The sequence below is a fragment of the Micromonospora rhizosphaerae genome (genome assembly GCF_900091465.1).
GTDB lineage: Bacteria > Actinomycetota > Actinomycetes > Mycobacteriales > Micromonosporaceae > Micromonospora > Micromonospora rhizosphaerae.
Genome location: NZ_FMHV01000002.1, coordinates 1,283,524 through 1,306,879, shown reverse-complemented (window position 1 = coordinate 1,306,879; position 23,356 = coordinate 1,283,524). Strand labels below are relative to the sequence as shown.

Here is a 23,356-nt window from a genome sequence, read left to right as displayed (position 1 = left end):
GAAGCAGCGTACGGCCTTCCGGTGGAAGTGCCACCGGTCAGGTTTCGCCGGACAGGCCCCGGACGGCACGGTTCCCGGCCGGCGCGTGCCGACCGGGAACCGCTGCCAGTTCAGGCGCGCTCAGGCCGTGACCGGCTCCGGGCGCTCCTCCTCCTCGGGGCTGCCCGCGCCGGTGCCGGCGCCGGAGTCCGACATGGCGACACCCTTGCGCTTGCTGAACACCACCGCCGCCACGATGACCAGCGCGGCGACGATCGCGATCGTCACCCGCAGGCCGGTGTTCTGGTCGTCGCCCACGCTCCAGGCCACCACGGCCGGCGCGATCAGCAGCGAGACCAGGTTCATCACCTTGATCAGCGGGTTGATCGCCGGGCCGGCGGTGTCCTTGAACGGGTCGCCGACGGTGTCACCGATGACGGTCGCGGCGTGCGACTCCGAGCCCTTGCCGCCGAACGCGCCGTCCTCGACCATCTTCTTGGCGTTGTCCCAGGCGCCACCGGAGTTGGCCAGGAAGACCGCCATCAGGGTGCCCGCCCCGATCGCACCGGCCAGGTAGGACGCCAGCGCACCGGGGCCGAGGCCGAAGCCCACCGCGATCGGCGCCATGATGGCCAGCAGACCGGGGGTCATCAGCTCGCGCTGCGCATCCCGGGTGCAGATGTCGACGACCTTGCCGTACTCCGGGCGCTGGGTGCGGTCCATGATCCCGGGCAGCTCGCGGAACTGCCGGCGGACCTCCATCACGACCGCGCCGGCCGAGCGGGAGACCGCGTTGATGGCCAGGCCGGAGAAGAGGAAGACCACCGCCGCGCCGACGATCAGGCCGACCAGGTTGCGCGGGTTCGCCACGTTCAGCAGGTCGGCGATCGCGGCCTCGACGTTCTGCACCTTCGCGTCGCCGTACGCGTTCTTCAGCGTGTCGGTGTACGAGCCGAACAGCGCGGTCGCGGCGAGGACCGCGGTGGCGATCGCGATGCCCTTGGTGATCGCCTTGGTGGTGTTGCCGACCGCGTCCAGCTCGGTCAGCGTCCGCGCGCCGTGCTCGTCGATGTCGCCGGACATCTCCGCCACGCCCTGGGCGTTGTCGGAGATCGGGCCGAAGGTGTCCATCGCGACGATCACGCCGACGGTGGTGAGCAGGCCGGTGCCGGCCAGCGCGACCGCGAAGAGCGAGAGCGTGATGGAGCTGCCGCCGAGCAGGAACGCCCCGAAGACGCCGGCCCCGATCAGCAGCGCCGAGTAGACCGCCGACTCCAGGCCGACGCTGATGCCGGCGAGGATGACCGTGGCCGGCCCGGTCTGCGAGCTCTTGCCGATGTCCTGCACCGGGCGCCGGTTGGTCTCGGTGAAGTAGCCGGTCAGCGCCTGGATCGCGGCGGCCAGCACGATGCCGATCAGCACCGCGCCGATGGCCACCAGCCGCGGGTTGCGGTCGATGCCGGTCAGCCCGCCCTCCAGCTCGGCGAAGGTCGCCGGGAGGTAGGCGAAGGCCGCGATCGCCACCAGCACCGCGGAGATCAGCGCGGAGAGGAAGAAGGCCCGGTTGATGGCGGTCAGGCCGTTGCGGTCGGAGGCGCGCAGCCGGGTGATGAAGACGCCGACGATCGCGACGAGCACCCCGATGGTGGAGATGATCAGCGGGAAGACCAGACCGGTCTCGCCGAACGCGGCGCGGCCCAGGATCAGCGCGGCGACCAGGGTGACCGCGTACGACTCGAAGAGGTCGGCGGCCATGCCGGCGCAGTCGCCGACGTTGTCGCCCACGTTGTCGGCGATGGTGGCGGCGTTGCGCGGGTCGTCCTCCGGGATGCCCTGCTCGACCTTGCCGACCAGGTCGGCGCCGACGTCGGCGGCCTTGGTGAAGATGCCGCCGCCGACCCGCATGAACATGGCGAGCAGCGCGGCGCCGAAGCCGAAGCCCTCCAGCACGGTCGGGGCGTCGCCCTTGTAGAGCATGACGACCAGCGCCGCGCCGAAGAGGCCGAGGCCGACGGTGAGGAAGCCGACCACGCCGCCGGTCCGGAAGGCGATCTTCATGGCGCCCTCGCGGCCGCCCTCGCGCTCCCGGGCCGCCGCGGCGACCCGCAGGTTGGCGCGGGTGGCCAGCCACATGCCGGCGCCGCCGATGAACGCGCTGAACCCGGCGCCCACCACGAAGAAGGCCGACCGGCCGATCTTCACCAGGGTCTCGCTGCCGTCGGTGTCGTGCACCGGCAGCAGGAACAGCAGCACGACGGCGATGACGACGAAGATCGCCAGGGTCCGGAACTGCCGGAGCAGGTACGCCGACGCGCCCTCCTGCACGGCCCCGGAGATCTCCTGCATGTTGGTGGTGCCCTTACCGGCTGCCAGCACGGCCTTGGTCAAGGCGGCGGCGAAGACGAGCGCCACCAGCGCGATGACCGCGGCGATGACGACGTACGTCAGGTTTCCTCCGGAAAGGGACAGTGCGCCGCCGTCGGCGGCCAAGGTCCCGGACATCTATGTCCTCCTGTACCGAACACTCGCGCCGGTCCGTGGAGACGCACGGGCCGACGCCTGGATGCGGACTCGCCAGCGCGCCAACCCGCCCCGGCGGACCAGCGACCCGTTCCCGCTGGCTGCGGGAAGGATCACTTGCTGACAACCCGCGTACTGTAGCCCCACGCAGTGTTCGAGGTCACACCGAGGGTGCGCCCTGCCCGGATGATCTTCATCGCTGTGATATGAGGAGAAATCTGATATAAAGGCCGGTCAACACGATGAGGCCGCGTTCCCGGGGCGGGAACGCGGCCTGCGCGGATGAGACTCAGGTCAGCGGCCGACCGGCCAGACCATCCGGACCTCGGTGCCGATGCCCTCGTCGACCGGACGGACCTGCAGGTCCTCGACGAAGCCGGCGAGCAGGGCGAAGCCGACGCCGGTGGTCAGCGCGTCCTCGCTGAGCGACTCCTTGGCCAGCTCGTCCGGCGGCAGCGCGGCGAGACCGATGCCGGCCTCGATCGGGGCCCGGTCCACCACCCGCACCGTATACGCGCCGGTGTCGGACATCTCCACCAGCACCGGATCGGGCAGGCCGTACTGCCGGTGCAGGGCGACCGCCCGGGTGCACGCCTCACCGATGGCCAGGCGGACCTCGTCGAGCAGATCCTCACGTACGCCGGCGCGGCGGGCCACCGCGACGCCGACCAGGCGGGCGGTGCGGACGTGCACCGGGGCGGGCGAGAAGGAGAGCCGGACCGTCGCCATCACGCGCCGGTGCCGGTCGGGTCGGCGCTGACCGCCGCGTCGACCGTCGGGTGCAGCGGAAAGACCTGGTCCAGCGCGGTGATCCGGAAGATCTTGAGCAGCGGCTCCTTGTCGCAGACCAGGGCGAACGAACCGCCGGCGGCGCGGAGCCGCTTGAGCGCCCCGACCAGCACGCCGAGGCCGGTCGAGTCGAGGAAGTCCACCCGGCCCAGGTCGACCACGACCTGGCGGGCACCACCGTCGATCAGTTCGAGGAGCCGTTCCCGGAGGCGCGGCGCGGTGTAGACGTCCACCTCACCGCCGACCTCGAGCACCGTGTGCTCCCCCACGGCGCGGGTCGCCAGCGACAGCTCCATCGGTCCCTCCTCGAGCCGTAAACTCTCCTGGGCATCTAACCATCCCGGCCGATGACCCCCATGGCCACCGGCGCAGGCTTCCCATATCCACGCCCCCCGGGTTTCCATCTCCGAACACCAGTGCGAGAGTGCAGGACGTGACCTCCGACAGCTTCAGCTCGACGCGTCTATCGCCGCGCCGCGAGCTGAAGCCGTCGTCCGCAGCCACCGTATCCGCCGGCGCCGGCCCCGGCCGACCGCCGGCCGAGCTGCTTCGTCGGCTGCGCGCCCGGCACCACGGCGCCGACCCGGTCACCCACGTCGAGCGGGTGCCGGCCCGCGCCGGCGAGCCGGCGCCGTGGCCGGAGTGGGCCCCCGAGGAGCTGCGGGCGGCGTTCGCCCGGCGCGGCGTGGTCGCCCCGTGGCGGCACCAGGCCGAGGCCGCCGAGCTGGCGTACGCCGGGAAGCACGTGGTCGTGGCCACCGGCACGGCGTCCGGCAAGTCGCTGGCGTACCAGCTCCCGGCGCTGACCACCCTGCTCGCCGACCCCCGGGCCACGGTGCTCTACCTGGCGCCGACCAAGGCGCTCGCCGCCGACCAGTTGCGCGCGGTCGCCGCGCTGGAGCTCGACGGGGTACGCCCCGCCTGCTACGACGGGGACACCCCGCGCGCCGAACGGGAGTGGATCCGCCGGCACTCCCGGTTCGTGCTGACCAACCCGGACATGCTGCACCACGGCATCCTGCCGGGCCACGCGCACTGGTCCGGCTTCCTGCGCCGGCTCGCGTACGTGGTGATCGACGAGTGCCACACCTACCGGGGCGTGTTCGGCTCGCACGTGGCGCACGTGCTGCGCCGGCTGCGGCGGCAGTGCGCGCGCTTCGGTAGTACGCCGGTGTTCGTGCTGGCCTCCGCGACGTCGGGCGACCCGGCGACGGCGGGCGGCCGGCTCACCGGCCTGCCGGTGAGGGCCGTCACCGAGGACACCTCGCCGCGCGGCGGGGTGACCTTCGCGCTCTGGGAGCCGCCGCTGCTGCCGCATCCGGCGATGGACGAGGCCGCCGATCTGGCGCCGGTGCGTCGATCCGCGCTGCGGGAGACCGCCGACCTGCTCGCCGACACGGTGGTCGAGGGGGTACGCACGCTCGCCTTCGTCCGCTCCCGGCGCGGGGCCGAGGTGGTGGCCGCGACCGCCCGGCGCGCGCTCGACGAGGCGGTCCCCGGGCTGGGTGACCGGATCGCCGCCTACCGGGCCGGCTACCTGCGGGAGGAGCGGCGCGAGCTGGAACGTGCCCTGCTGGACGGCGAGCTGCTCGGGCTCGCCTCGACCAACGCGCTGGAACTCGGCGTCGACCTGGTCGGGCTGGACGCCGTGCTGATCTGCGGCTGGCCGGGCACCCGGGCCTCGCTCTGGCAGCAGGCCGGGCGGGCCGGGCGCTCGGGCGACGAGGCGCTGGCGGTGCTGGTGGCGCGGGACGACCCGCTCGACACCTACCTGGTGCACCACCCGGAGGCGCTCTTCGGGCGGCCGGTCGAGGCGACCGTGCTCGATCCGGCCAACCCGTACGTGCTCGTCCCGCAGCTCGCCTGCGCCGCGGCCGAGGCCCCGCTCACCCCGGCCGACCTGGACCTCTTCGGCGACGGCGCCAAGGAGGCGGTCGAGGAACTGGTCGCGGCCGGGGCACTGCGGCAGCGGCCGACCGGCTGGTACTGGCGGCACCGGGAGCGGCCCGAGGTCGACCTGCGCGGCGAGGGCGGCGCGCCGGTCTGTGTGGTGGAGGCGTCCACCGGGCGGCTGCTCGGCACCGTCGACGGTGGCTCGTCGCACTTCCTCGTCCACCCCGGCGCCGTCTACCTGCACCAGGGCGTCTCGTACGTGGTCGACTCGCTGGACCTCGAGGACGGGTGCGCGCTGGTGCATGCCGAGGAGCCGGACTGGTCCACCCACGCCCGGGACGTCACCTCGCTGTCCGTGGTGTCGGTGCGGTCGTACGTGGACGCCGGGCCGGTCGGGCTCTTCCTCGGCGAGGTGGACGTGACCAGCCAGGTGGTGTCGTACCAGCGGCGACGGATCGCCTCCGGCGAGGTGATCGACACCCGGCCGCTCGACCTCCCGGCCCGGGAGCTGCGCACGGTGGCGGTCTGGTTCACCGTGTCGCCGGAGTCGCTGGCTCTTGCCGGGGTGGCGCCTGCCGACGTCCCGGGCGCGCTGCACGCCGCGGAGCACGCCGGGATCGGACTGCTCCCGCTGATGGCCACCTGCGACCGCTGGGACATCGGGGGCCTGTCGACCGCCGTCCACCCGGACACCGAGGCGCCGACCGTCTTCGTCTACGACGGGCACCCGGGCGGGGCGGGCTTCGCCGAGCGGGCGTACGGGACGGCGGCGGCCTGGCTGCGGGCCACCCGGGATGCGATCGCCGAGTGCGGCTGCGAGTCGGGCTGCCCGTCCTGCGTGCAGTCCCCGAAGTGCGGCAACGGCAACAACCCGCTCTCCAAGCCCGACGCGGTGAAGGTCCTCGACGTGGTGCTCGCGAACCTCCCGTCAGAGGCAGACGCCGATGAGGGGCGGGGGCCGGCGCTGCCGCGCCAGGACGAACGGGCGGCAGCCGCCAGCTGATCAGGGCCTGGACGAGTTGTCGAGGGCGGACAATAACGCCCGAGCTGTGCGAGACTCCGGCGTTCCCCTTCGAAGGAGATCCCATGCAGCTCGACAGCCTGCAGAGCCAGCACCAGTTCCTCATCCGGCAGCGGATCCGGATGATGGTCAACCAGTACGAGGTCCATGCCGTGGCGCCGGACGGCTCGGAGGGCGAGCTGCTCGCGTTCGCGCAGCAGAAGCGGCTCGCCTTCAAGGAGCAGGTGACGATCTACACCGACGACTCGAAGCAGCACCCCCTGCTCGGCTTCAGGGCCCGGCAGCGGCTCGACCTCGGCGCCACGTACGACGTAACCGACCACGCCGGCAACCCGATCGGGCTGTTCCGCAAGGACTTCGCCCAGTCGCTGCTGCGGTCCACCTGGCATGTCGAGCAGCCGGGTCTGCCGCAGATCACCGGGCAGGAGCGCAGCCTGCCGGTAGCGCTGCTGCGCCGGTTCGTCGACTCGCTCTCCTGGCTGCCGTACCACTTCGACTTCGTCGCCGGGGGCCAGCCGGTCTTCTCGGTGGTCAAGAAGTGGGGCCTGCGCGACCGGTACGTCGTCGAGATCCAGAACCCGCAGATCGACCGGCGCCTCGTCATCGCCATGGCCGTCGGCCTGGACGCCCTCCAGGCCCGCTGATCCCGACCCCGGTCGGGGCGCGGCACCTCGCTCGCGCCCCGACCGGCTCCGTCCGCCCTGCGGTCCCGGCTCCGTCCGCCCTGCGGTCCCGGCCCGGTCCGCTCGCGCACTAGACCCGCTCCGCCCGCACGCGCCCGACCCGCGCTGCCCATACGCGCCGGACCTGCTCCCCACGCAGGCCGATCCGGTACGCCGGCCCGGGCCCCGTTCATATCCGTCAGCCGCGAACCGGGCCGGCGCGGGACGTGGCGCTGGCGGTGCGGCTCAGCCCGGGCAGGGGGTTGACCGTGACCTCCGCCGTAACCACGACGTCGAGCCCGTCGAGCCGGCAGGCGGACAGCCGTGCGCCGTTGGCGCGGGCCAGCTCCCCGGCGTCTCCGCAGGCCGTCGCCTGCCCGTCGAGCGCGCGACCGGCACCGGCGAGCGCGCCGAAGTCCGCCGCGACCCGGGCCTGCTGCCGGGCCACCCGGACCGCGCCGAGCGCCGCTCCGAAGAGGCCGACCAGCACGAACACCAGCCCCACGGCGAGCAGACAGATCGTCGCGCCGCCCCGGTCAGCGGTCGACCTCGCCCGCGTCGAGCCGACCCGATCGAGCCGCGTCATGGTCGTGGTCCCGGCGCACCGGGCTCGACCGCCGCGACGGCGGTGGCGGACACGGTGATCCGGGGCAGCCGCGCGCCCAGCGTGCGGACCGGCACCCGGACGGTCGCGGTGACTCGCTCGCCGGCGACGGTGACCGAGACATCGGCGCCGGGCGGGGCGTAGCGAGCGCCGGCGGCCGTACCGGCCTCGCCCCGCGAGGCGGCGAGCGCCGCCTCCCGGGCCGCGTCCAGGCAACCGGCCCGCGCGGTCACCGCGTTGACCGCGGTGAGGCCGGCGAACAACAGCAGGACCAGCGCCGGCAGGCCGGCCGCGAGCTCGGCGGTGAACGAGCCACGGTCGCGGGCGAGTCCGTGTGGCCGACGGCCAGGCCGGACCACCGCGTCTCGCTGGTCCGCTGGCCTGCCGACCCGCTCGGCACCACGGGCACCGCCAGCTGTCAGCGACGGGGTGCTGGAGCCGTGGCGGCGGCCGACCCGCCGGCGCCGGGTCACTTCAGCGCCCGGTCGATGACGGCGGTCAGCGCGGACTGCACGTTGCCGGAGGTGAGCACCTTGAGCAGGATGCCCGCGAACGCCACCGCGGCCAGCGTGCCCACGGCGTACTCGGCGGTGTTCATCCCGGCGTCGCCGCGCAGGCGGGCGATGAGTTTGCGCATGTCTTACCCCTTCTCGTTGGGTCAGAGCACGTCGCCGAGGACGGCGACGATCACCGGCACCAGACCGGCGAGAATGAAGGCGGGCAGGAAGCACAGCCCGAGCGGCAGCACGATGAGGACCCCCGCCCGCCGGGCCGCCGCCTCGGCGGCGGTGGACCGGTCGGCCCGCAGGTCGTCGGCGAGGCGGGTGAGCGCGCCGGCTAGGGCCGCCCCGCTATTGGCCGAGCGGAGAGCGGCGGCCACCAGGCGGTCCGCGCCGGACACCGCAAGCAGGTGTGACCAGGCCTCCGCCGGCTCACCGCCGAGCAGCATCGTCCGGCCGACCCGCCCGAGCCGGTCGGCCAACGGCCCGCCGAGTGCCTCCGCAACCGCCAGCACCGAGCGGTCGACCGGCGCTCCGGCCCGGAGGGCCGCCGCCAGCAGGTCGGCGGCGAGCGGCAGGTCCGCGGTCTCCCGCAGTCGCCGGTCCCGGACGGCGCGCGGTTCGATCCGGCGCAGCAGGCGGTCCGCCGCGAATGCGGTCAGCGCCCCGGCGAGGAGGCCCGCCGGGCCACCGACGACGACCACGGCGGCGAGACCGGCCAGCCCTGCGCCGAGCCGGATCCGGTCCGGCCACCAGGACGGCCGCGTCCGCTCGGCCGTCTCCTCTGACGGAGGCCGGAGCCGGCGGAGGCGCCGGCCCGGTCGGGTAGCCGGCGCGCCAACCGCGACGACGAGCAGCGCCGCCCCGACCAGGCAGCCCGCCGCCAGTGCCTGCGGGAACATCAGTCGGCCCATCCGGGCGACGCGCCGAGCCGCTCCGCCCAGAGCAGCCCGCCGATCTGCAGCGCGACGGCCAGCACTGCGCTGCCGCCCCCGATTGGCGTGTGCACCAGCACCGCGACCGGGTCCACCCCGATGGCGTAGCCGAGCGCGATGCCACCGAGTGGAAGGGCGGCAAGCAGCCATGCCGTCGCCCGCGCCCCGGCCGCCTGCGCGGCGGCCGCGGCCAGCCCGCGGTCGGCCGCTCGGGCGTCGGCCTCGATCCGCTCCAGCAGCTCGGCCAGGGGCGCCCCGGTGTCGTCGGCCAGGCGTACGGCGGCCCGGGCCAGGTGCCTGATCCGGGCCGGGCCGTCCGACGGGGTGAGCCCGGGACCCTCGGCGGACGAGAAGCACGGCTGGCGCACCGGGCGGGCGCGAGCCGACCCGTCGACCGGGCGAGAACCCGGCCCGCCCGCGTGCGACCCGTCGACCGGCCGGGACTCGGGTTCGCCCGCCAGCGGCCCGTCCACTGCGGCCGTGACCGGTAGCCCCGCCCGCAGATCGGCGGCGAGGGCGCAGAGCTGGTCCAGACTCTGCCGGCGGGCCCGGTCAGCCCGCCGGCCGGCCTGACGGCGCAGGACCGCCCGGACCCCCAGCGCGGCGTAGGCGCCGAGGACGACCGCGGCCACCGGGCCGGCCAGTGCCCCACCGATCCCACCGCCCACCAGGGCGACCAGCAGCAGCGTCCGCCGCGCGGAGCCCGCCCCGATCGGGGCGAACCACCGCCGCCCTCCCTCGAGCCCGTCCGGATGAGCCGACACCGACCTGACGGACGTCCCGGAACGGACCCCGACCCGAGCGCCGGCAGCCGGTACGGGAAGCAGCGCACCGGACGGGCCCGGGTTGACCAGCAGGGCACCGGGGGCACTGCCCACGGCATGGTCGAGAAGCAGACCCGGAGCGGCACTGCCCGGCGTCGGCTCGAAAATCGGCGCACCGGCTGCAAACACCGGGCCGAGAAGCGAGGCTCCGACCGGACGGGACGGGTCGACCCGCCCCGGCGGCCTCGTCGGCAGCGGCCTGGCGACCATCCCGAAGGGACCGCCGTGTCGACCGCCCGCCGCGTGTCCCAGCGGGATCGCCCGCACCCGCGCTCGAGTCACCAAGCGCCCCTCGGCACCGGTGCGTGGGGTGGCCCATGTCCGCCCCCGACGCACCGTCGTGGCCGCATCGGGAGCGGGCCGGCGCGCCCACCCGAGGACCGCGCGACGCCGCGTCCGGCCGCTCCGCGCCGGCCAGGCCACCATCGCCGCGGCCGTCGTCAGGAACATCGTCACCAGCCAGGCCGTCCCGGTCACGACGGACCGGCCGAGCCAGGCCACGCCGCACAGAGGATCGGCGGCACATCGACACCCCGGTCCCGCAGCAGCGCCCCGAGCGCCCGGGCGGCGAGACCCAGCCCGCGCCCGCGAATCCAGGCCGGTACCACGGTCACCAGTCGATCCGGCCCTTCCGGCAGCAACAGGCTGATCGACTCCAGGACCCGCCCCTGGGCGCCGCGGCGCACCTGGAGCAGCACCTGCAGCGCGGCGGCGACCTGGGCGTGCAGCGCCGCCCTCGGCAGGCCGCCCAACAGCCCGAGCGCCTCCAGCCGGGCCGGTACGTCCGCCGGGGCGTTGGCGTGCAGCGTCCCTGCGCCACCGTCGTGGCCGGTGTTCAGCGCGGCGAGCAGATCGACCACCTCCCCGCCCCGGCACTCCCCAACCACCAGCCGGTCCGGGCGCATCCGCAGCGCCTGCCGGACCAGGTCGCTGAGCCCGACCGCGCCCGAGCCCTCCACGTTCGACGTGCGGGCCTGGAGCCCGACCACGTGCGGGTGCACCGGATGCAGCTCGGCCGCGTCCTCGACCAGCACGATCCGCTCGGTGGCCGGCACCAGCCCGAGCAGGGTGTTGAGCAGCGTGGTCTTGCCGGAGCCGGTGCCACCGGTGACCAGATACGCCAGCCGGGCCGCCACGACGGCGGCGAGCACCGGAGCGACCGGCCGGGGCACGGTGCCCTGCCGCACCAGCTCATCGAGGGTGAACGGCCGTTGCCGGAAGGTGCGCAGGGACAGGTAGGGCCCGTCGGTCGCCACCGGAGGCAGCACGGCGTGCAGCCGGGTCCCGTCGGGCAGCCGGGCGTCCGCGTACGGGGAGGCGTCGTCCAGCCGGCGCCCGGCGGAGGCGGTGAGACGTTGCGCCAGCCGGCGTACGTCATCGGCCGAGCCGAGCGGCACCGCGACCTGGTGCAACCCCTGCCCCCGGTCGACCCAGACCCGGGTGCCGTTCACCAGTACGTCGGTCACCTCGGGATCGGCCAGCAGCGGGGCGAGCGGACCGGCGCCGACCAGGTCGTCGTGCACCTGGTCGGCGATCCGCAGCAGGGCGGTGTCGCCGAGCACGGCGGCGGCCGGCTCGGCCCGTACGGCGGAGACGATCGCGGCCGGGGTGACCGGGGTGGCCGCGGCGGCGAAGCGTTGCCGGACGCGCACCGCCAGCTCTCCGGCGTCGGCGGGGCCGGTCATGCCGCACCCGTTGCCGGTAAGCCGGTCAGCTCGGCGACGATCCGCTGACAGAGCGCGGCGAGCGGACCCCGACCGGCGGCGGCGGGCGCCTCGCCCCGTTCCAGCCCCCGGCAGAGCGCCGGCTCAGGGCGGAGCGTGCCGGCGAGTGGCAGCCCGAGTGCCCGCGCCACCTCGTCGGCCTTGAGCCGGCCCGGCGCCGGACCGCGGACGATTACCGCCAGGTCGGCGCAGTGCGGCGCGGCGTTGGCCACCACCCGGGCCGCGGCGGCGGTGGCCCGCAGCTCGGCCGGTACGACCACCAGGGCCCGATCCGCCGCCTGCAACGCGACCACGGCCGCGTCGTCCAGCTGCCGGGGCAGGTCGACGACCACGAAGTCGCGGCCCCGGCGCGCGGCGTCGACCGTGGCGGCCATCGCCTGGGCGGGCAGGTGCAGCAGGTCGCCCCGGTCCCAGGAGAGCACCACCAGATCGCCCCGGCTGGGCAGGGCGCGGACGAGCGACGGGGGGTCGACCCGACCGTCGGCGTCGGTGAGCGCGGGCCAACGGAGCCCTTCGAGTTGCTCCCAGCCGAGCACCAGGTCAAGCCCACCGCCGAGCGGGTCGGCGTCCACCAGGAGGGTGCGCAGCCGAGCGCGAGCGGCGGTGACGGCGAGACCGCCGGCGAGCACGCTGGCGCCGGCGCCGCCCCGACCACCGAGCACCGCCATGATCCGTGCCGTCCCGTCGGACGCGCTTGACACGCACTCGGCGAAACGGTCGACCAGCCACGGCTCGGCGGCGGGCAGCGTCGCCACGTGCTCGGCGCCGATCAGCTCGGCGATCTCCGCACCGGGGTCGAGCTGGCCGGAGCGGGCCACCAGCACCATCCTGGACCGGCGCGGCAGCCGGGCCCGCAGGCAGGCCTGCGCCTGGTCGCTGCCGACGAGCACCAGGGGCGCCGGCAGCCAGCGGGCTCGGGCGGCGGCCGGGTCGGCGGCGAGCTCGACCTCGGTGCCACCCGCCGCGGCCAGCCGGAGCAGCTCGTCGAGGAGGTCGCCGTCGGCGGTCACCAGCAGGGGGAGCCGGCGGTGGGGTGGAAGCGGGGTACGGGGCGGCATGGCGGCCTCCAGCGGTCGGGCTCGGGTGCTGGCGGTGAGCCTGCTGCCGGTCGCGCCCGATCCGCCGCCCGCCATTCGCCGGCTGTGGACAACCGCGCCCGCTGATGCTCCTGTAATGCAAGCCGGGCTGGTCAGAGCTCTGCGAGGGCTGTGGATGACGGGGGCCGGATGCGCAGGGATTCCAAGATCAGCGGGTAGACCTGACGCGCGATGTACCGCTTCAGACATCGGGAGATGTCTTTGTTGCTCAGTCCTTGCTCGCGTCGGCGCTCGACGTAGGTCTGCGTCTCGGGATGGCAGCGCATCCGGTTGACCGCCACGATGTAGAGCGCCCTGTTGGCCATCCTGTCCCCGCCTCGGTTGAGGCGGTGCCGGTCGGTGCGACCGGAACTGGCGGGGATGGGTGAGACCCCGCAGAGTGCGGCGAACGCCCGCTCGTCGCGGATCCGCTCCGGGTTGTCGCCGGCGGTGATGAGCAGCTGCGCGGCGACTTCAGGGCCGACTCCGGGCAACTCCAGCAGCTGCGGGGCGGCCTGCTTGAGCAGCACCTGCAGGTCGACGTCGGCGGCCCGGATCTCGCGGTCCAGGTCGATGATGCGACGCGCCAGCCGACGGATCGCGGTCTTGGTCGCCGCGATCGGGTCGGCGATGTCCAGGGCCGGCCGCAACGCGGCAGCAGTCATGATCAGCTCCGAGTTGCGCAGGTCCAGCAGTTGGGTGCGCAACGGTTCCGGGGCGGTGCGGACCATGCCGACCAGGGCGTTGAGCGCCGCGGTGCGCGACTTCACCGCTGAGGTGCGGGCCACGCGGATGACCCGGATGGCCTCCACCTGCCCGTCTCGGTTCTTTGGGGTGGTGGACGCGGTGCCGGCCAGCACCGCCCGAGCGGCGGCTTCGGCGTCGATCGGGTCGGACTTGCCGCGCTGACGGCGCATCTTGCGGTTGGGCCGGTCGACCTCCACGAGATGCACGCCCTGGGCGCGCAGGTAGCGGGCCAGGCCGACGCCGTAGCTGCCGGTGCCCTCGATCCCGATCGACCGCACCGGACCGTGTTCGCTCATCCACGCCAGCAGCGCCCGGTAGCCAGCCACCGTGGTGGGGAACTGGCGATGGCCATGCATCCGGCCGACCTCGTCGATGACCACGGCGGTGTGGGTATCGGCGTGGGTGTCAACGCCGCCGATGACTTCGAACTGGTGATCTGTCATGGTGGGAGTGCTGTCCTTCCAGGTGACCAACCGGGGCAGCACGCACCGTCGGGCGGACGGACAGCACGGTGATGGGACCTCTTGCACAGGCTCCTGTCAGGTCACACCCGTCCGTTCGGCGCGTGCACCCGGCGCGGCCGACAAATCAGGCGAAGGGCAGCCGAGGCGCCAGGTGGATAAAGAGTCAGACCAGCGCCGGGAGCACGACGATCATGGCCGACCGGGCGGGACGAAGCATCTCACCGTGGACAACCCTCGCCGAGGGAGTCGATCTGTTATGGACGAACCGCTGGCAATCGGAGTGTGCGCGCGGCGTAGAGGTTCGGCGGGGCCGCCCGGGTAGCGTGTGATCATGACGGCGGAGGACGCGGGCCGACACTGTCGCCGACCAGCGGGCATGGCATGACGCCGACGCGGCGACCTGACGTTCACGCCGCCGCAGATCTGACCGCCACCGGTGCAACTTAAGCCCGCCCGAGTCGGCGCCCGTCGCCACGCGTACAGAAGTAGGCCGAGGCAGGCGCCGAGTCCGACGACGACCAGCCACCGCCTCGCAAGCCAAGCACTGGTCGACGTAGCGTGAACTTCGCTGCGGTGCATTTGCCACTGTTGGCCGCAGTCCGCCGTATCACCGGGCACGATCGGGCACTGGTGCTGGCTACACTGTCGCGAATGTCAGTCAGTTATCCGGTGTTTCTCGTCATCGTTGGCGGCATGCTCTTCGCCGGGGTGTTCGCGATACCTACCGGCGTTCTCGCCATCCGCTTCGGCGCCGCCCGCGGCATCAAGGTCATCGGCACGATGATCATGCCGGTGGTGGGACTTGGCGCGGGCACCGGACTGCTTTGGGTGAACCCCATCGAAGGCGAATACAAGGTGGGGATCTGGTTCCTTCTCCTGGGCGTGCTCGGACCCTTCGCCGCCGTCTATGACCTGCGCCGGGTATTCGAACACCGGCGGGAGGCGCGAGCGGAGGCGGAGCGTGCGGCGCGGCGCCCATCCTACGAGCTGAGCAAGGTGAGACTGCCGCCCATGGACTGATTGGTAGATCGGGGCCCCAGTTGATGGTCACGCGGGCCTTGAGCATGCCGGGCACTGAGCCTTTCCGCGCAACCGGTTGATGCCGTTGAGTGGTCAGGTAATTCGGTCGCGCAGACGTGCCGACGAAAGCTGTGAGCACCTGCCGCTCACGTGTGTTGTTGCAGCAGGGCCTTTGACCTGCGGTGATTGCTCAAGGTCCAAGAGGGCTGCTGCAGGTGCGTGGACCGACGTGCTCGGCGACCGATTGAGCAAGACCTGGCTCGCTTCGCGATCTTCGCAGGCAGGGTCAGCGCGGGACTCCGGCCAGGTCGGCCATCAGGGCCATGTGGTGGTCGAAGTACTCGGCACGTGTCTCGATCGTGCCGTCCAGGCGGCCGAACACCTCAAAGTTGATCAGGCCGAACAGGTGGGTCCAGCCGACGAACACGCGGTCGAGCCGTTCCTCCGGCAGGTCGCCCGGATGTTGGTCGATCAGACGGCGCAGGTCGGCGCGGACAGGTTCGGGGACCGGCGACGACACTGGCTCCAATTGTTCAGAGCCATCGATGACGACGTCCACGAGCAGGGATACCACTTTCGCTGCCAGCGCAACGGTCCTCTGCGGCGCGGCGTAACCGGGTACTGGGCTGCCGTAAAGCAGGCCGTCCTCGGCCGGATGCGAGAGCGCCCACGTACGCGCCGCGCGGCAGACGGCTAGCCACCGGCCGCGTAGGTCGTCGCGAGGCACGCCCGATTCGGCTTCGGTCGCCGCCGTGCCCAGCGCCTCGTACGCGTCGATGATCAGCGCGGTGAGCAGGGCGTCGCGGCTCGGGAAGAGGGTGTTCCCCGCATGTCCCTTCACGTCATCATCGGAGCCGGGCCGGTCGGCTTGGCCACCGCACGGTTGCTCGCTGGTAAAGGCGAGCGAGTCCGTCTTCTCACCCGTAGTGGTGCCGGGCCGGAACAAGATGGGATCGACCGGATCGTCGCGGACGCCAATGACTCCGACGCTCTCGCCCGGCACGCCGAAGGCGCCATCGCGCTGTACTGCTGCGCAGGCCCGGCATATCACCGCTGGTCCGCCGACTGGCCGCCCCCCGGCGCGGCACTCGTGCGTGCCGCGGAGGCGAGCGGGGCAGTGCTCGTCACCACCGGTAACCTCTACGGCTACGGCCAGGTCGATGGCCCGATGACCGAACAGCTGCCGCTGCGTCCCAACTCGGTGAAGGGCGAGGTGCGGGTCAAACTGTGGGCCGACGCACTGGCAGCGCACGAAGCCGGGCGGATCCGGACAGCCGAGGTCCGCGGATCGGACTACCTGGGTGCGGGCACGGTCTCCTCGTTCAACGTCATGGTGCTACCCAAGGTGCTCGCCGGTCAACGCGGTTCGGTGCCCGCCGACCTGGACGCGCCGCACAGCTGGACCTACGTCGGTGACGTGGCCCGCACGCTGGTCGCAGTCGCGGCCGACGAGAACGCGTGGGGCCGACCGTGGCATGTGCCCACCGCGCCGCCGCTGTCCATCCGTGCGCTTGCCACCCGTGCCGCCGAACTGGCGAAGGCGCCAGTCGCCCAAGTGGCCAAGATGCCCAGCTTCGCACTCCGCCTCGCAGGGTTCTTCAATCCGGCTGCGCGGGAGATGCTTGAGGTCCAGTACCAGCTACAACGGCCTTTTGTACTCGACTCGTCCGCCGCCACGGCCGCCTTCGGGATCGAACCGACCTCGACCGACGAAGCGCTGCGGGAGACCATCGAGGGCTTGCGCGCACAAGCTGCGCGCTGACTCGAGCGCAACGACCAACTGAGCCTCTCCGCGTGACCATTCCGGCGCGTAGGCAGTCAGCCGGGTCGGGCGGTTGGACACGCCGGATCCGTCGCGGTGCAACGAAAAGACGCAAAACCCGGTATGAAGATGGTCCTCTCACCGACCAACTTCACAGGGCCCCGCGTCGCCATGAGTGTTGTAAACCGCGCCACCCTGTCCGTGCGCGAGGAGATCGTGCTGCTCGTCTCGGGTCTACTCAACGCCGAGCGCCTCCGCGGGACCCGCGCCGGCACCCGCTCCCTGAGCAAACGGCTGAGCACGGCAGCCGTATCGACCGTGACGGTTCTCTACCTACTGCTGGCGACCGTCTTGCTGCCTCCTGGCTGCCTCGCCTCCATTTCTAGGCTCAGAGGCCGCTCGGTGTGCCCCCATCACTACCGAAAGGCCAGGCTGTCGCTGCCCATGGGATGTCTGTCACCGTTGCTAATGAGAGCCACCCGGCTCCTAGTGTCGACTGTGGTGCGCCGGCCACAGTACCTGCGCGTACACAACGACGCGGTTCGTGTGGACCGCTTCCGCCAAATCGATCGCCGCCAAGCTCCGCCGTGGACGTTTTGCGCTCGAACAAGTGGTCCGTCAGAACTCGGACAGGGACACCGGCTCCGCACGCATCGATCACGAAATGTCAGCTCTCCTGTCCTTTCCGGCTTGGCGATGACAGGATAAACGGGGTGGAGGCAACCTTCTCTTAGGTTCGCTATGGAGGCGCAGCATGGAGCAGAGCAAGCGGGGTCCATTGTGGATAGGGCTTCTGCTTGCAGTGTTCGCGCACTCACTAATTGTTGTCACTGTCGACATGGTTCCGCGTGCTAGCGACATGTTTATCGCCTGGTTTGCCTGGTACCTGATGCTAGCTATCTTTCCCCTAGTGGTGACTCTGGTGGCTGGTTTCATCGTGAGCTTCCGGAAGGGCGCCCGGCACTTCGGGACTGGTCTCATCATCGGAGCCCTTGCCGCGCCTGCACTATGGGTTGCCGGTGCTGCGATTCAGGCCGCCGCTTGGCGGCAATAGCTTTGTACCTAATGCCCGTCGGCGCTGCGATGGATCATCGACAACCTGGCTAAGGAGCGGGCGGCGCAGCCGGCATCCCATCACGACGCCTCGGCGAGCTGGACCGCAAGGATTCAACCCGCATCACGCTCTCCGGTAGAACGGCCCCATGACACCTCACGGGCCGCCCAGTCGCTCCTTCCCGTCCGTCAACGTCGAATAGCGGCGTGTCTGCTGACTCGCTGCTGACTCCGCCTACAGGTTGACGGACCGCTATACGCACTCGACCCGTGACCGGGATCGCAGGGTGCTCGCGTCGTTGCTGCCTTCTCGCTGCCTTCGAGGGAGTAGATAGATCAGCGGGCGACATCTCTGCAGCACATGCGCCACCCCGCTACGCCCGGCTGGTCACTCGGCGGTAGGGGGCGGCAATACGGCCGGTGCGGAAGCTAGGTCCTGCTGGACCCGCTCGCGGACCGCGGCCGGATCGACGCCGAGGGCGCGCAGGATTGCAGCGGCCTCGCCGGCGTCGTCCTCGACCAGCGAGAGCAGGAGGTGGCTGGTACCCGTATCACGGTGCCGGTAGGCCAGTGAGATCTCCCTGGCCCGATCCAGGCCGGCGGCGACCTCGGCCCCCTCGAACGGGTCGCTCTCGATCGGATCACCCTGGCCGCTGCTCAAGAACTGGCCCACCTCGGCGTGACCGCCAACGCCATCGATCCGGGTCCAACCGATACCGGCTGGATGACCGCAGAGATCAAGGCTGCCGTCCTACGGTCCACGCCGCTCGGTCGCCTCGGGCGCCCACAGGACTGTGCGAACCTCGTCGCGTTCCTGTGTTCACCCGACGGGGGCTGGATCAACGGCCAACTCTTACGCAGCGACGGCGGCATCTCCTAACCAAACGTTGCGCCTTCGAAGTTGGCAGGGCGTCAAGCGTCCAGCGAGGCCGTTTCGATGCTCCTATGGATCGTCAAGTGGTCATGAGGGCTGGCCCCTCGCTGGTCCGTGCCGGGCTGCTCGGCCAGGTCGTCACGACCGGTCCGCATCGGTTCCGCGCGGTCTGGCCTGATGGCGAGGGCATGGAGTGGTCGGCGGAGTTCACTCACCACCGAGCGGGAGGCGGTCACGTGCGTGGCTGCCAAGGCCGTCGGTGGGATGCGGTTCCATGACCTGCGGCACGCCTACGCCACGTGGCTGGTCACCGACGGTGTCCCGATCAACCTGGTACAGCGGGTCATGGGCCACGAGCAGGCGTCCACCACGCTCAATCGTTATACGCACACCCCGGACGACTATGCCGCTCGGATCTTGGATGCCTTCACGCTGTCTGCTGACGATTTGCTGACTCCGGGCCAGGAAGCGCCGGCGGGGAAGGCCCTAGACGAGGACGAGGAGGGCCTGTGACCTGCGCCGGAGCAGTACCCCACAAAGGGACGACCCCCGCCGGGGGGAGACGGGGGTCGTCGGGAGGTTCGGCTCCGGGGGGTCGAGCCGAACCAACTCAGCGGTCACGGGGGGTGCAACCGCCGAGAGCCTGTCGGGTTGATGAGACATGAACACCTGCCGCGAGCACAAGCATGCCGCAGCGGACCCTTATACGTCGAGTGGTCTGCGCTCTACCCACCGCTAATTTGTGTTCGTAGAGTGTGATCACCTTCACTCTGCGCAGCGGTGACCTGAGGGGTGATCGTGACCAGGGCCCCGGGGACCCGCCCGCCACGGCCGGTCGGGCTAGACTTTCGCGCCGTGGGCCGAAGTGCCGCTTTCTTCGATCTGGACAAGACCGTCATCGCCAAGTCCAGCGCCTTGGCGTTCGGTCGGCCGTTCTACCGGGACGGCCTGATCACCCGACGGGACGTGGTCAAGTCGGCGTACGCGCAGCTGATGTTCCGGCTGGGCGGCACCGACGAGCAGACCATGGCCCGGACCCGGGACTATCTCGCCACGCTCTGCAAGGGCTGGCAGGTGGAGCAGGTCCGCCAGATCGTCGCGGAGACGCTCCACGAGCTGATCAACCCCTACGTGTACGCCGAGGCCGCCGCCCTCATCGAGGAGCACCAGGCCGCCGGGCGGGACGTCGTGCTGGTCTCCGCCTCCGGCGAGGAGATGGTCCGCCCGATCGGCGAGCTGCTGGGCGTGACCGACGTGATCGCCACCCGGATGGGGGTCGAGGACGGCCGGTACAGCGGCGAGGTCGAGTTCTACGCGGCCGGCCCGAGCAAGGTCGACGCGGTCGGCAAGCTGGCCATCGAGCGCGGCTACGACCTGGCCGACTCGTACGCCTACTCCGACTCGTACAGCGACCGGCCGCTGCTGGAGTGCGTCGGTCATCCCACGGCGGTGAACCCGGACCGGGCGCTGCGCAAGCTGGCGGTGGAGAACGCCTGGCCGGTGCTGGAGTTCCGGCACCCGGTCCCGCTGGGCCGGCGGCTGCGTCAGCGTCCCGCCGTGCCGGTCGCGGCGGCCGCGCTCGGTGTGGGTGTCGGGGTGGCCATCGGCATCGCCTGGTATGGCCGCCACCGCCGCACCCGCGACGCCAGCACCGCCCCTGCCTGAGCGCCCCGGTCAGGAGGCGGCGAGGACCTCGTCGCCGATCACCGTGAGCTGGTCGGCGCCGATCTCCACCGCCGTCATGTAGTGCCGGAGCCAGGAGCGCAGCCCGTCCGGGGTGCCGGTGGCGAAGGCGCCGGCCGACCCGACGTACTCCGGTTCCCGCTCCCGGTGGCCGACGTCGACGGCGACCAGCCCGCGCGGGTCGGAGCCGGTGGAGAGCAGCACCAGCCGGGCGGCGGCCCGGGCCACCACCCCGGACGGCCCGGCGAACGGGCGCAGGTTCAGCAGCTCGCCGTGCACCACCGCGGCCAGCACCAGCGGGGAGACCTTCGTGCCGCCGGCGACCAGGCCGGCCAGCGTGTCGAGGCGAGCCGCGACCACCGGATCGGCCACCGGCCGGCCCAGCTCCGATTCCGCCACGACGTCCCGCGCAGCGAGCACGTGCAGCCTGGCGAGGGCCTGCCGGGGGGCCTTCGGCCAGAGCTCGGTCAGCCCGGGCAGCGCACCGGCGACCCGCAACGCGCCCTGTAGCAGGGGGTCGGTGACCGTGCCGGCGCGTACCGCCTCGAGCTCGTGCGCGCGCCCCTCCAAGGCGGCGCTGGCCACCGCGGAGCGGAGGCTGACCTCGGCCGCGACCTGGCCGCCGTGCCGGCGCAGGGCCCGGTGGCGGTGGGCCTGGTCGACCCGGTCGCGGGCGCGCTCGACGGCGGGCGCGATGTCGGCGAGCGCGAGCAGCGGGGCGAGCGGGTCCGTCGTCACCCCGCCACGCTATCGACCCGTGAACCCCGGCCGCCCGGCACCCGCCCGAAGGGGGACCTGCGCCACCGCCCACCTACCCTGGACTCGAGATGCGGTATCTCGGTCCGTCGCGCGCCCCGGACACCGCGACATGCCGCAACCCGCGTGGTGCGGGCGAGGGGCGCCACCCCGGGACGCCGGGCGAGCCGCGCCACCCCGGGGCGCCGGGCAAGGGGCGCGCCACCCGGCGCGTGCTGGGGGCCGCTGGGCGCGCAGTGGGTGACCGGGTTGTCGCGGGTGGCTGGCCGCGCGACTAACCTCAGCCGAGTAGGAGACGCAGGTCACGCGACGAAGGAGTCACCGCATGAGCGAGGCATTGGCCAACTTGCTGAACGAGACGCGCCAGTTCCCGCCGCCGGCCGAACTCGCCGCGCAGGCCAACGTCAAGGCCGACGCGTACGCCGAGGGCGAGCGCGACCGGCTCGGTTTCTGGGAGCGCCAGGCCGGGCGGCTGAGCTGGGCGAAGCAGTGGGACCAGGTGCTCGACTGGTCGACCCCGCCGTTCGCCAAGTGGTTCGTCGGCGGGCAGCTCAACGTCGCGTACAACTGCCTGGACCGGCACGTCGAGGCCGGCCGGGGCGACAAGGTGGCGATCCACTGGGAGGGCGAGCCGGGCGACACCCGCACCCTCACCTACGCCGACCTGCACAAGCTGACCTGCCAGGCGGCGAATGCGCTGACCGAGCTGGGCGTCACCGCGGGCGACCGGGTGGCGATCTACCTGCCGATGATCCCGGAGGCGGCGGCCGCCATGCTGGCCTGCGCCCGGATCGGCGCCACGCACAGCGTGGTCTTCGGCGGCTTCTCCGCCGACGCGCTGACCAACCGGATCCAGGACGCCACCGCCAAGGTCGTGATCACCGCCGACGGCGGCTACCGGCGGGGCAAGCCGTCGACGCTGAAGCCGACCGTGGACGAGGCGGTGGCGAAGTGCCCGTCGGTGGAGCACGTGCTGGTGGTCCGCCGCACCGGCCAGGACGTCGCCTGGTCGGAGAAGGACCACTGGTGGCACGAGACGGTGGAGACCGCCTCGCCGGAGCACGCCGCGCAGCCGTTCGACGCCGAGCACCCGCTCTTCATCCTCTACACCAGCGGCACCACCGCCCGGCCGAAGGGCATCCTGCACACCACCGGCGGCTACCTGACCCAGACCTCGTACACCACGCATGCGGTCTTCGACCTCAAGCCGGAGACCGACGTCTTCTGGTGCACCGCCGACATCGGCTGGGTGACCGGCCACTCCTACATCGTCTACGGCCCGCTCTCCAACGGCGCCACCCAGGTCATGTACGAGGGCACCCCGGACACCCCGCACAAGGGACGGTTCTGGGAGATCGTCGACAAGTACAAGGTCACCATCCTGTACACCGCGCCGACCCTGATCCGCACCATGATGAAGTGGGGCGAGGACATCCCGGCCGGCTACGACCTGTCGTCGCTGCGGCTGCTGGGCAGCGTCGGCGAGCCGATCAACCCCGAGGCGTGGATCTGGTACCGGCAGTACGTCGGCCGGGGCGAGCTGCCGGTCGTGGACACCTGGTGGCAGACCGAGACCGGTGCGATCATGATCTCGCCGCTGCCCGGCGTCACCGAGGCCAAGCCCGGCTCGGCAATGACCCCGCTGCCCGGCATCGTCGCCGACGTCCTGGACGACCAGGGCCAGTCGGTGCCGAACGGCGGCGGTGGCTACCTGGTGCTCCGCGAGCCGTGGCCGTCGATGCTGCGCACCATCTGGGGCGACGACAACCGGTTCATCGAGACGTACTGGTCGCGGTTCGGCGCCGGCGCCGGGGGCGGAGACGAGTGGATCTACTTCGCCGGCGACGGGGCGAAGAAGGACGACGACGGGCACATCTGGCTGCTCGGCCGGGTCGACGACGTGATGCTGGTGTCCGGGCACAACATCTCCACCACCGAGGTGGAGTCGGCGCTGGTCTCCCACCCGTCGGTGGCCGAGGCGGCGGTGGTCGGCGCGACCGACCCGACCACCGGCCAGGCGATCGTCGCGTTCGCCATCCCGCGCGGCAGCGCCGAGACCTCCGGCGAGGCCGGCGAGCAGCTCATCGCCGACCTGCGTAACCACGTGGCGAAGACGCTCGGCCCGATCGCCAAGCCCCGGCAGATCATGCTGGTGCCCGAGCTGCCGAAGACCCGCTCCGGCAAGATCATGCGTCGGCTGCTCAGGGACGTGGCGGAGCGCCGGTCACTCGGCGACGTCACCACGCTCCAGGACTCCTCGGTGATGGACCTGATCGCCTCCGGCATGGGCGGCGGCAAGTCCGACGAGGACTGACGACAGGCGTACCCATCGGTGGGTGGCGGTCCGCACGGACCGCCACCCACCGTCGTTTCGGTGGACGTCCGCCGACCTGATCGGATAGTCACCGCGGCCCACCTCTTGTCATTCGACAACTTTCTGATTTACGTTCACGCAGGTCGAACCCGAGCG

At 72.2% G+C, this 23,356-nt stretch carries 22 protein-coding genes and 1 pseudogene; 9 read left to right on the top strand and 14 right to left on the bottom strand.

What is annotated here, in order from left to right; genetic code table 11:
• Positions 1–120: 120 nt before the first annotated feature.
• From GA0070624_RS06340 to GA0070624_RS06330, 3 genes are all read right to left on the bottom strand, one after another.
• Positions 121–2,481, bottom strand: coding sequence for a sodium-translocating pyrophosphatase (locus GA0070624_RS06340; protein ID WP_091337484.1), 2,361 nt, complete (start codon positions 2,479–2,481; stop codon positions 121–123).
• Between the two features lie 312 nt (positions 2,482–2,793).
• Positions 2,794–3,228 carry an ATP-binding protein gene (locus GA0070624_RS06335; RefSeq protein WP_091337482.1) on the bottom strand — a complete coding sequence of 145 codons (435 nt, stop codon included), beginning with the start codon at positions 3,226–3,228 and terminating at the stop codon, positions 2,794–2,796.
• Positions 3,228–3,584, bottom strand: coding sequence for an STAS domain-containing protein (locus GA0070624_RS06330; RefSeq protein ID WP_091337480.1), 357 nt, complete (start codon positions 3,582–3,584; stop codon positions 3,228–3,230). The genes GA0070624_RS06335 and GA0070624_RS06330 overlap by 1 nt, the downstream gene beginning before the upstream one ends.
• 185 nt (positions 3,585–3,769) lie before the next feature.
• On the opposite strand from GA0070624_RS06330, the gene GA0070624_RS06325 reads away from it, so the two are divergent.
• Both GA0070624_RS06325 and GA0070624_RS06320 read left to right on the top strand, forming a co-directional pair.
• Positions 3,770–6,184, top strand: coding sequence for a DEAD/DEAH box helicase (locus GA0070624_RS06325; protein ID WP_091348270.1), 2,415 nt, complete (start codon positions 3,770–3,772; stop codon positions 6,182–6,184).
• Between the two features lie 83 nt (positions 6,185–6,267).
• The gene (locus tag GA0070624_RS06320) at positions 6,268–6,846 is read left to right on the top strand and encodes an LURP-one-related family protein (protein ID WP_091337478.1); all 579 of its coding nucleotides are present in this window, start codon (positions 6,268–6,270) and stop codon (positions 6,844–6,846) included.
• 217 nt (positions 6,847–7,063) lie between these two features.
• On the opposite strand, the gene GA0070624_RS06315 is transcribed toward GA0070624_RS06320, so the two are convergent.
• The 8 genes and pseudogenes from GA0070624_RS06315 to GA0070624_RS06280 form a co-directional block, all read right to left on the bottom strand.
• Positions 7,064–7,450: an Rv3654c family TadE-like protein gene (locus GA0070624_RS06315; RefSeq protein ID WP_091337476.1), complete on the bottom strand. Its 387-nt coding sequence runs from the start codon at positions 7,448–7,450 to the stop codon at positions 7,064–7,066.
• Positions 7,447–7,827 (bottom strand): TadE family type IV pilus minor pilin, encoded by a 381-nt coding sequence (locus tag GA0070624_RS06310; RefSeq protein ID WP_091348265.1) that lies wholly within the window; start codon positions 7,825–7,827, stop codon positions 7,447–7,449. The genes GA0070624_RS06315 and GA0070624_RS06310 overlap by 4 nt, the downstream gene beginning before the upstream one ends.
• Before the next feature lie 110 nt (positions 7,828–7,937).
• On the bottom strand, positions 7,938–8,105 hold the full coding sequence (locus GA0070624_RS06305) for a DUF4244 domain-containing protein (protein WP_081883916.1): 168 nt from the start codon (positions 8,103–8,105) through the stop codon (positions 7,938–7,940).
• Positions 8,106–8,126: 21 nt separating this feature from the next.
• Positions 8,127–8,870 carry a type II secretion system F family protein gene (locus GA0070624_RS06300; protein ID WP_091348262.1) on the bottom strand — a complete coding sequence of 248 codons (744 nt, stop codon included), beginning with the start codon at positions 8,868–8,870 and terminating at the stop codon, positions 8,127–8,129.
• A pseudogene (locus tag GA0070624_RS36765) lies at positions 8,870–9,436 on the bottom strand (type II secretion system F family protein); the annotation flags it as partial. The gene GA0070624_RS06300 and the pseudogene GA0070624_RS36765, both read right to left, overlap by 1 nt.
• Positions 9,437–10,200: 764 nt before the next feature.
• Positions 10,201–11,412, bottom strand: a complete 1,212-nt coding sequence (locus tag GA0070624_RS06290) for a TadA family conjugal transfer-associated ATPase (protein WP_091337473.1) — start codon at positions 11,410–11,412, stop codon at positions 10,201–10,203.
• On the bottom strand, positions 11,409–12,461 hold the full coding sequence (gene ssd / locus GA0070624_RS06285) for a septum site-determining protein Ssd (protein ID WP_176731986.1): 1,053 nt from the start codon (positions 12,459–12,461) through the stop codon (positions 11,409–11,411). Before ssd ends, GA0070624_RS06290 begins: the two co-directional genes overlap by 4 nt.
• A gap of 179 nt (positions 12,462–12,640) precedes the next feature.
• Entirely contained in the window at positions 12,641–13,717 is a 1,077-nt protein-coding gene (locus tag GA0070624_RS06280) for an IS110 family RNA-guided transposase (RefSeq protein ID WP_091348255.1), read from the bottom strand.
• A 672-nt stretch (positions 13,718–14,389) separates the two neighbouring features.
• Here GA0070624_RS06280 and GA0070624_RS06275 point away from each other — a divergent pair.
• The gene (locus GA0070624_RS06275; protein WP_141714939.1) at positions 14,390–14,758 is read left to right on the top strand and encodes a hypothetical protein; all 369 of its coding nucleotides are present in this window, start codon (positions 14,390–14,392) and stop codon (positions 14,756–14,758) included.
• A 286-nt stretch (positions 14,759–15,044) separates the two neighbouring features.
• Here the strand turns inward: GA0070624_RS06275 and GA0070624_RS06270 are convergent, their stop codons facing one another.
• Positions 15,045–15,599: a TetR-like C-terminal domain-containing protein gene (locus GA0070624_RS06270; RefSeq protein WP_218105119.1), complete on the bottom strand. Its 555-nt coding sequence runs from the start codon at positions 15,597–15,599 to the stop codon at positions 15,045–15,047.
• Between GA0070624_RS06270 and GA0070624_RS06265 the strand changes: the two genes are divergently transcribed.
• Both GA0070624_RS06265 and GA0070624_RS06260 read left to right on the top strand, forming a co-directional pair.
• Positions 15,588–16,520 carry an NAD-dependent epimerase/dehydratase family protein gene (locus tag GA0070624_RS06265; RefSeq protein ID WP_091337469.1) on the top strand — a complete coding sequence of 311 codons (933 nt, stop codon included), beginning with the start codon at positions 15,588–15,590 and terminating at the stop codon, positions 16,518–16,520. The two genes, GA0070624_RS06270 and GA0070624_RS06265, sit on opposite strands and share 12 nt — an antisense overlap.
• 754 nt (positions 16,521–17,274) lie before the next feature.
• Positions 17,275–17,574 carry a hypothetical protein gene (locus GA0070624_RS06260; protein WP_091337468.1) on the top strand — a complete coding sequence of 100 codons (300 nt, stop codon included), beginning with the start codon at positions 17,275–17,277 and terminating at the stop codon, positions 17,572–17,574.
• 387 nt (positions 17,575–17,961) lie between these two features.
• Here GA0070624_RS06260 and GA0070624_RS06255 read toward each other — a convergent pair whose 3' ends face one another.
• Positions 17,962–18,234: a Clp protease N-terminal domain-containing protein gene (locus GA0070624_RS06255; protein ID WP_176731606.1), complete on the bottom strand. Its 273-nt coding sequence runs from the start codon at positions 18,232–18,234 to the stop codon at positions 17,962–17,964.
• A gap of 18 nt (positions 18,235–18,252) precedes the next feature.
• Between GA0070624_RS06255 and GA0070624_RS06250 the strand changes: the two genes are divergently transcribed.
• The 3 genes from GA0070624_RS06250 to GA0070624_RS06240 all read left to right on the top strand — a co-directional run bounded on the left by GA0070624_RS06250 (position 18,253) and on the right by GA0070624_RS06240 (position 20,112).
• Entirely contained in the window at positions 18,253–18,453 is a 201-nt protein-coding gene (locus GA0070624_RS06250; protein ID WP_245718678.1) for an SDR family oxidoreductase, read from the top strand.
• A gap of 234 nt (positions 18,454–18,687) precedes the next feature.
• The gene (locus tag GA0070624_RS35560; protein WP_245718677.1) at positions 18,688–18,960 is read left to right on the top strand and encodes a tyrosine-type recombinase/integrase; all 273 of its coding nucleotides are present in this window, start codon (positions 18,688–18,690) and stop codon (positions 18,958–18,960) included.
• Positions 18,961–19,302: 342 nt separating this feature from the next.
• Entirely contained in the window at positions 19,303–20,112 is an 810-nt protein-coding gene (locus tag GA0070624_RS06240; RefSeq protein ID WP_091337464.1) for an HAD family hydrolase, read from the top strand.
• Positions 20,113–20,121: 9 nt separating this feature from the next.
• On the opposite strand, the gene GA0070624_RS06235 is transcribed toward GA0070624_RS06240, so the two are convergent.
• Positions 20,122–20,868, bottom strand: a complete 747-nt coding sequence (locus GA0070624_RS06235; RefSeq protein WP_091337462.1) for a Fic family protein — start codon at positions 20,866–20,868, stop codon at positions 20,122–20,124.
• Between the two features lie 343 nt (positions 20,869–21,211).
• Between GA0070624_RS06235 and acs the strand changes: the two genes are divergently transcribed.
• Complete coding sequence (gene acs / locus GA0070624_RS06230) at positions 21,212–23,200, top strand: acetate--CoA ligase (protein WP_091337460.1); 1,989 nt, start codon at positions 21,212–21,214, stop codon at positions 23,198–23,200.
• Positions 23,201–23,356 lie beyond the last annotated feature (156 nt).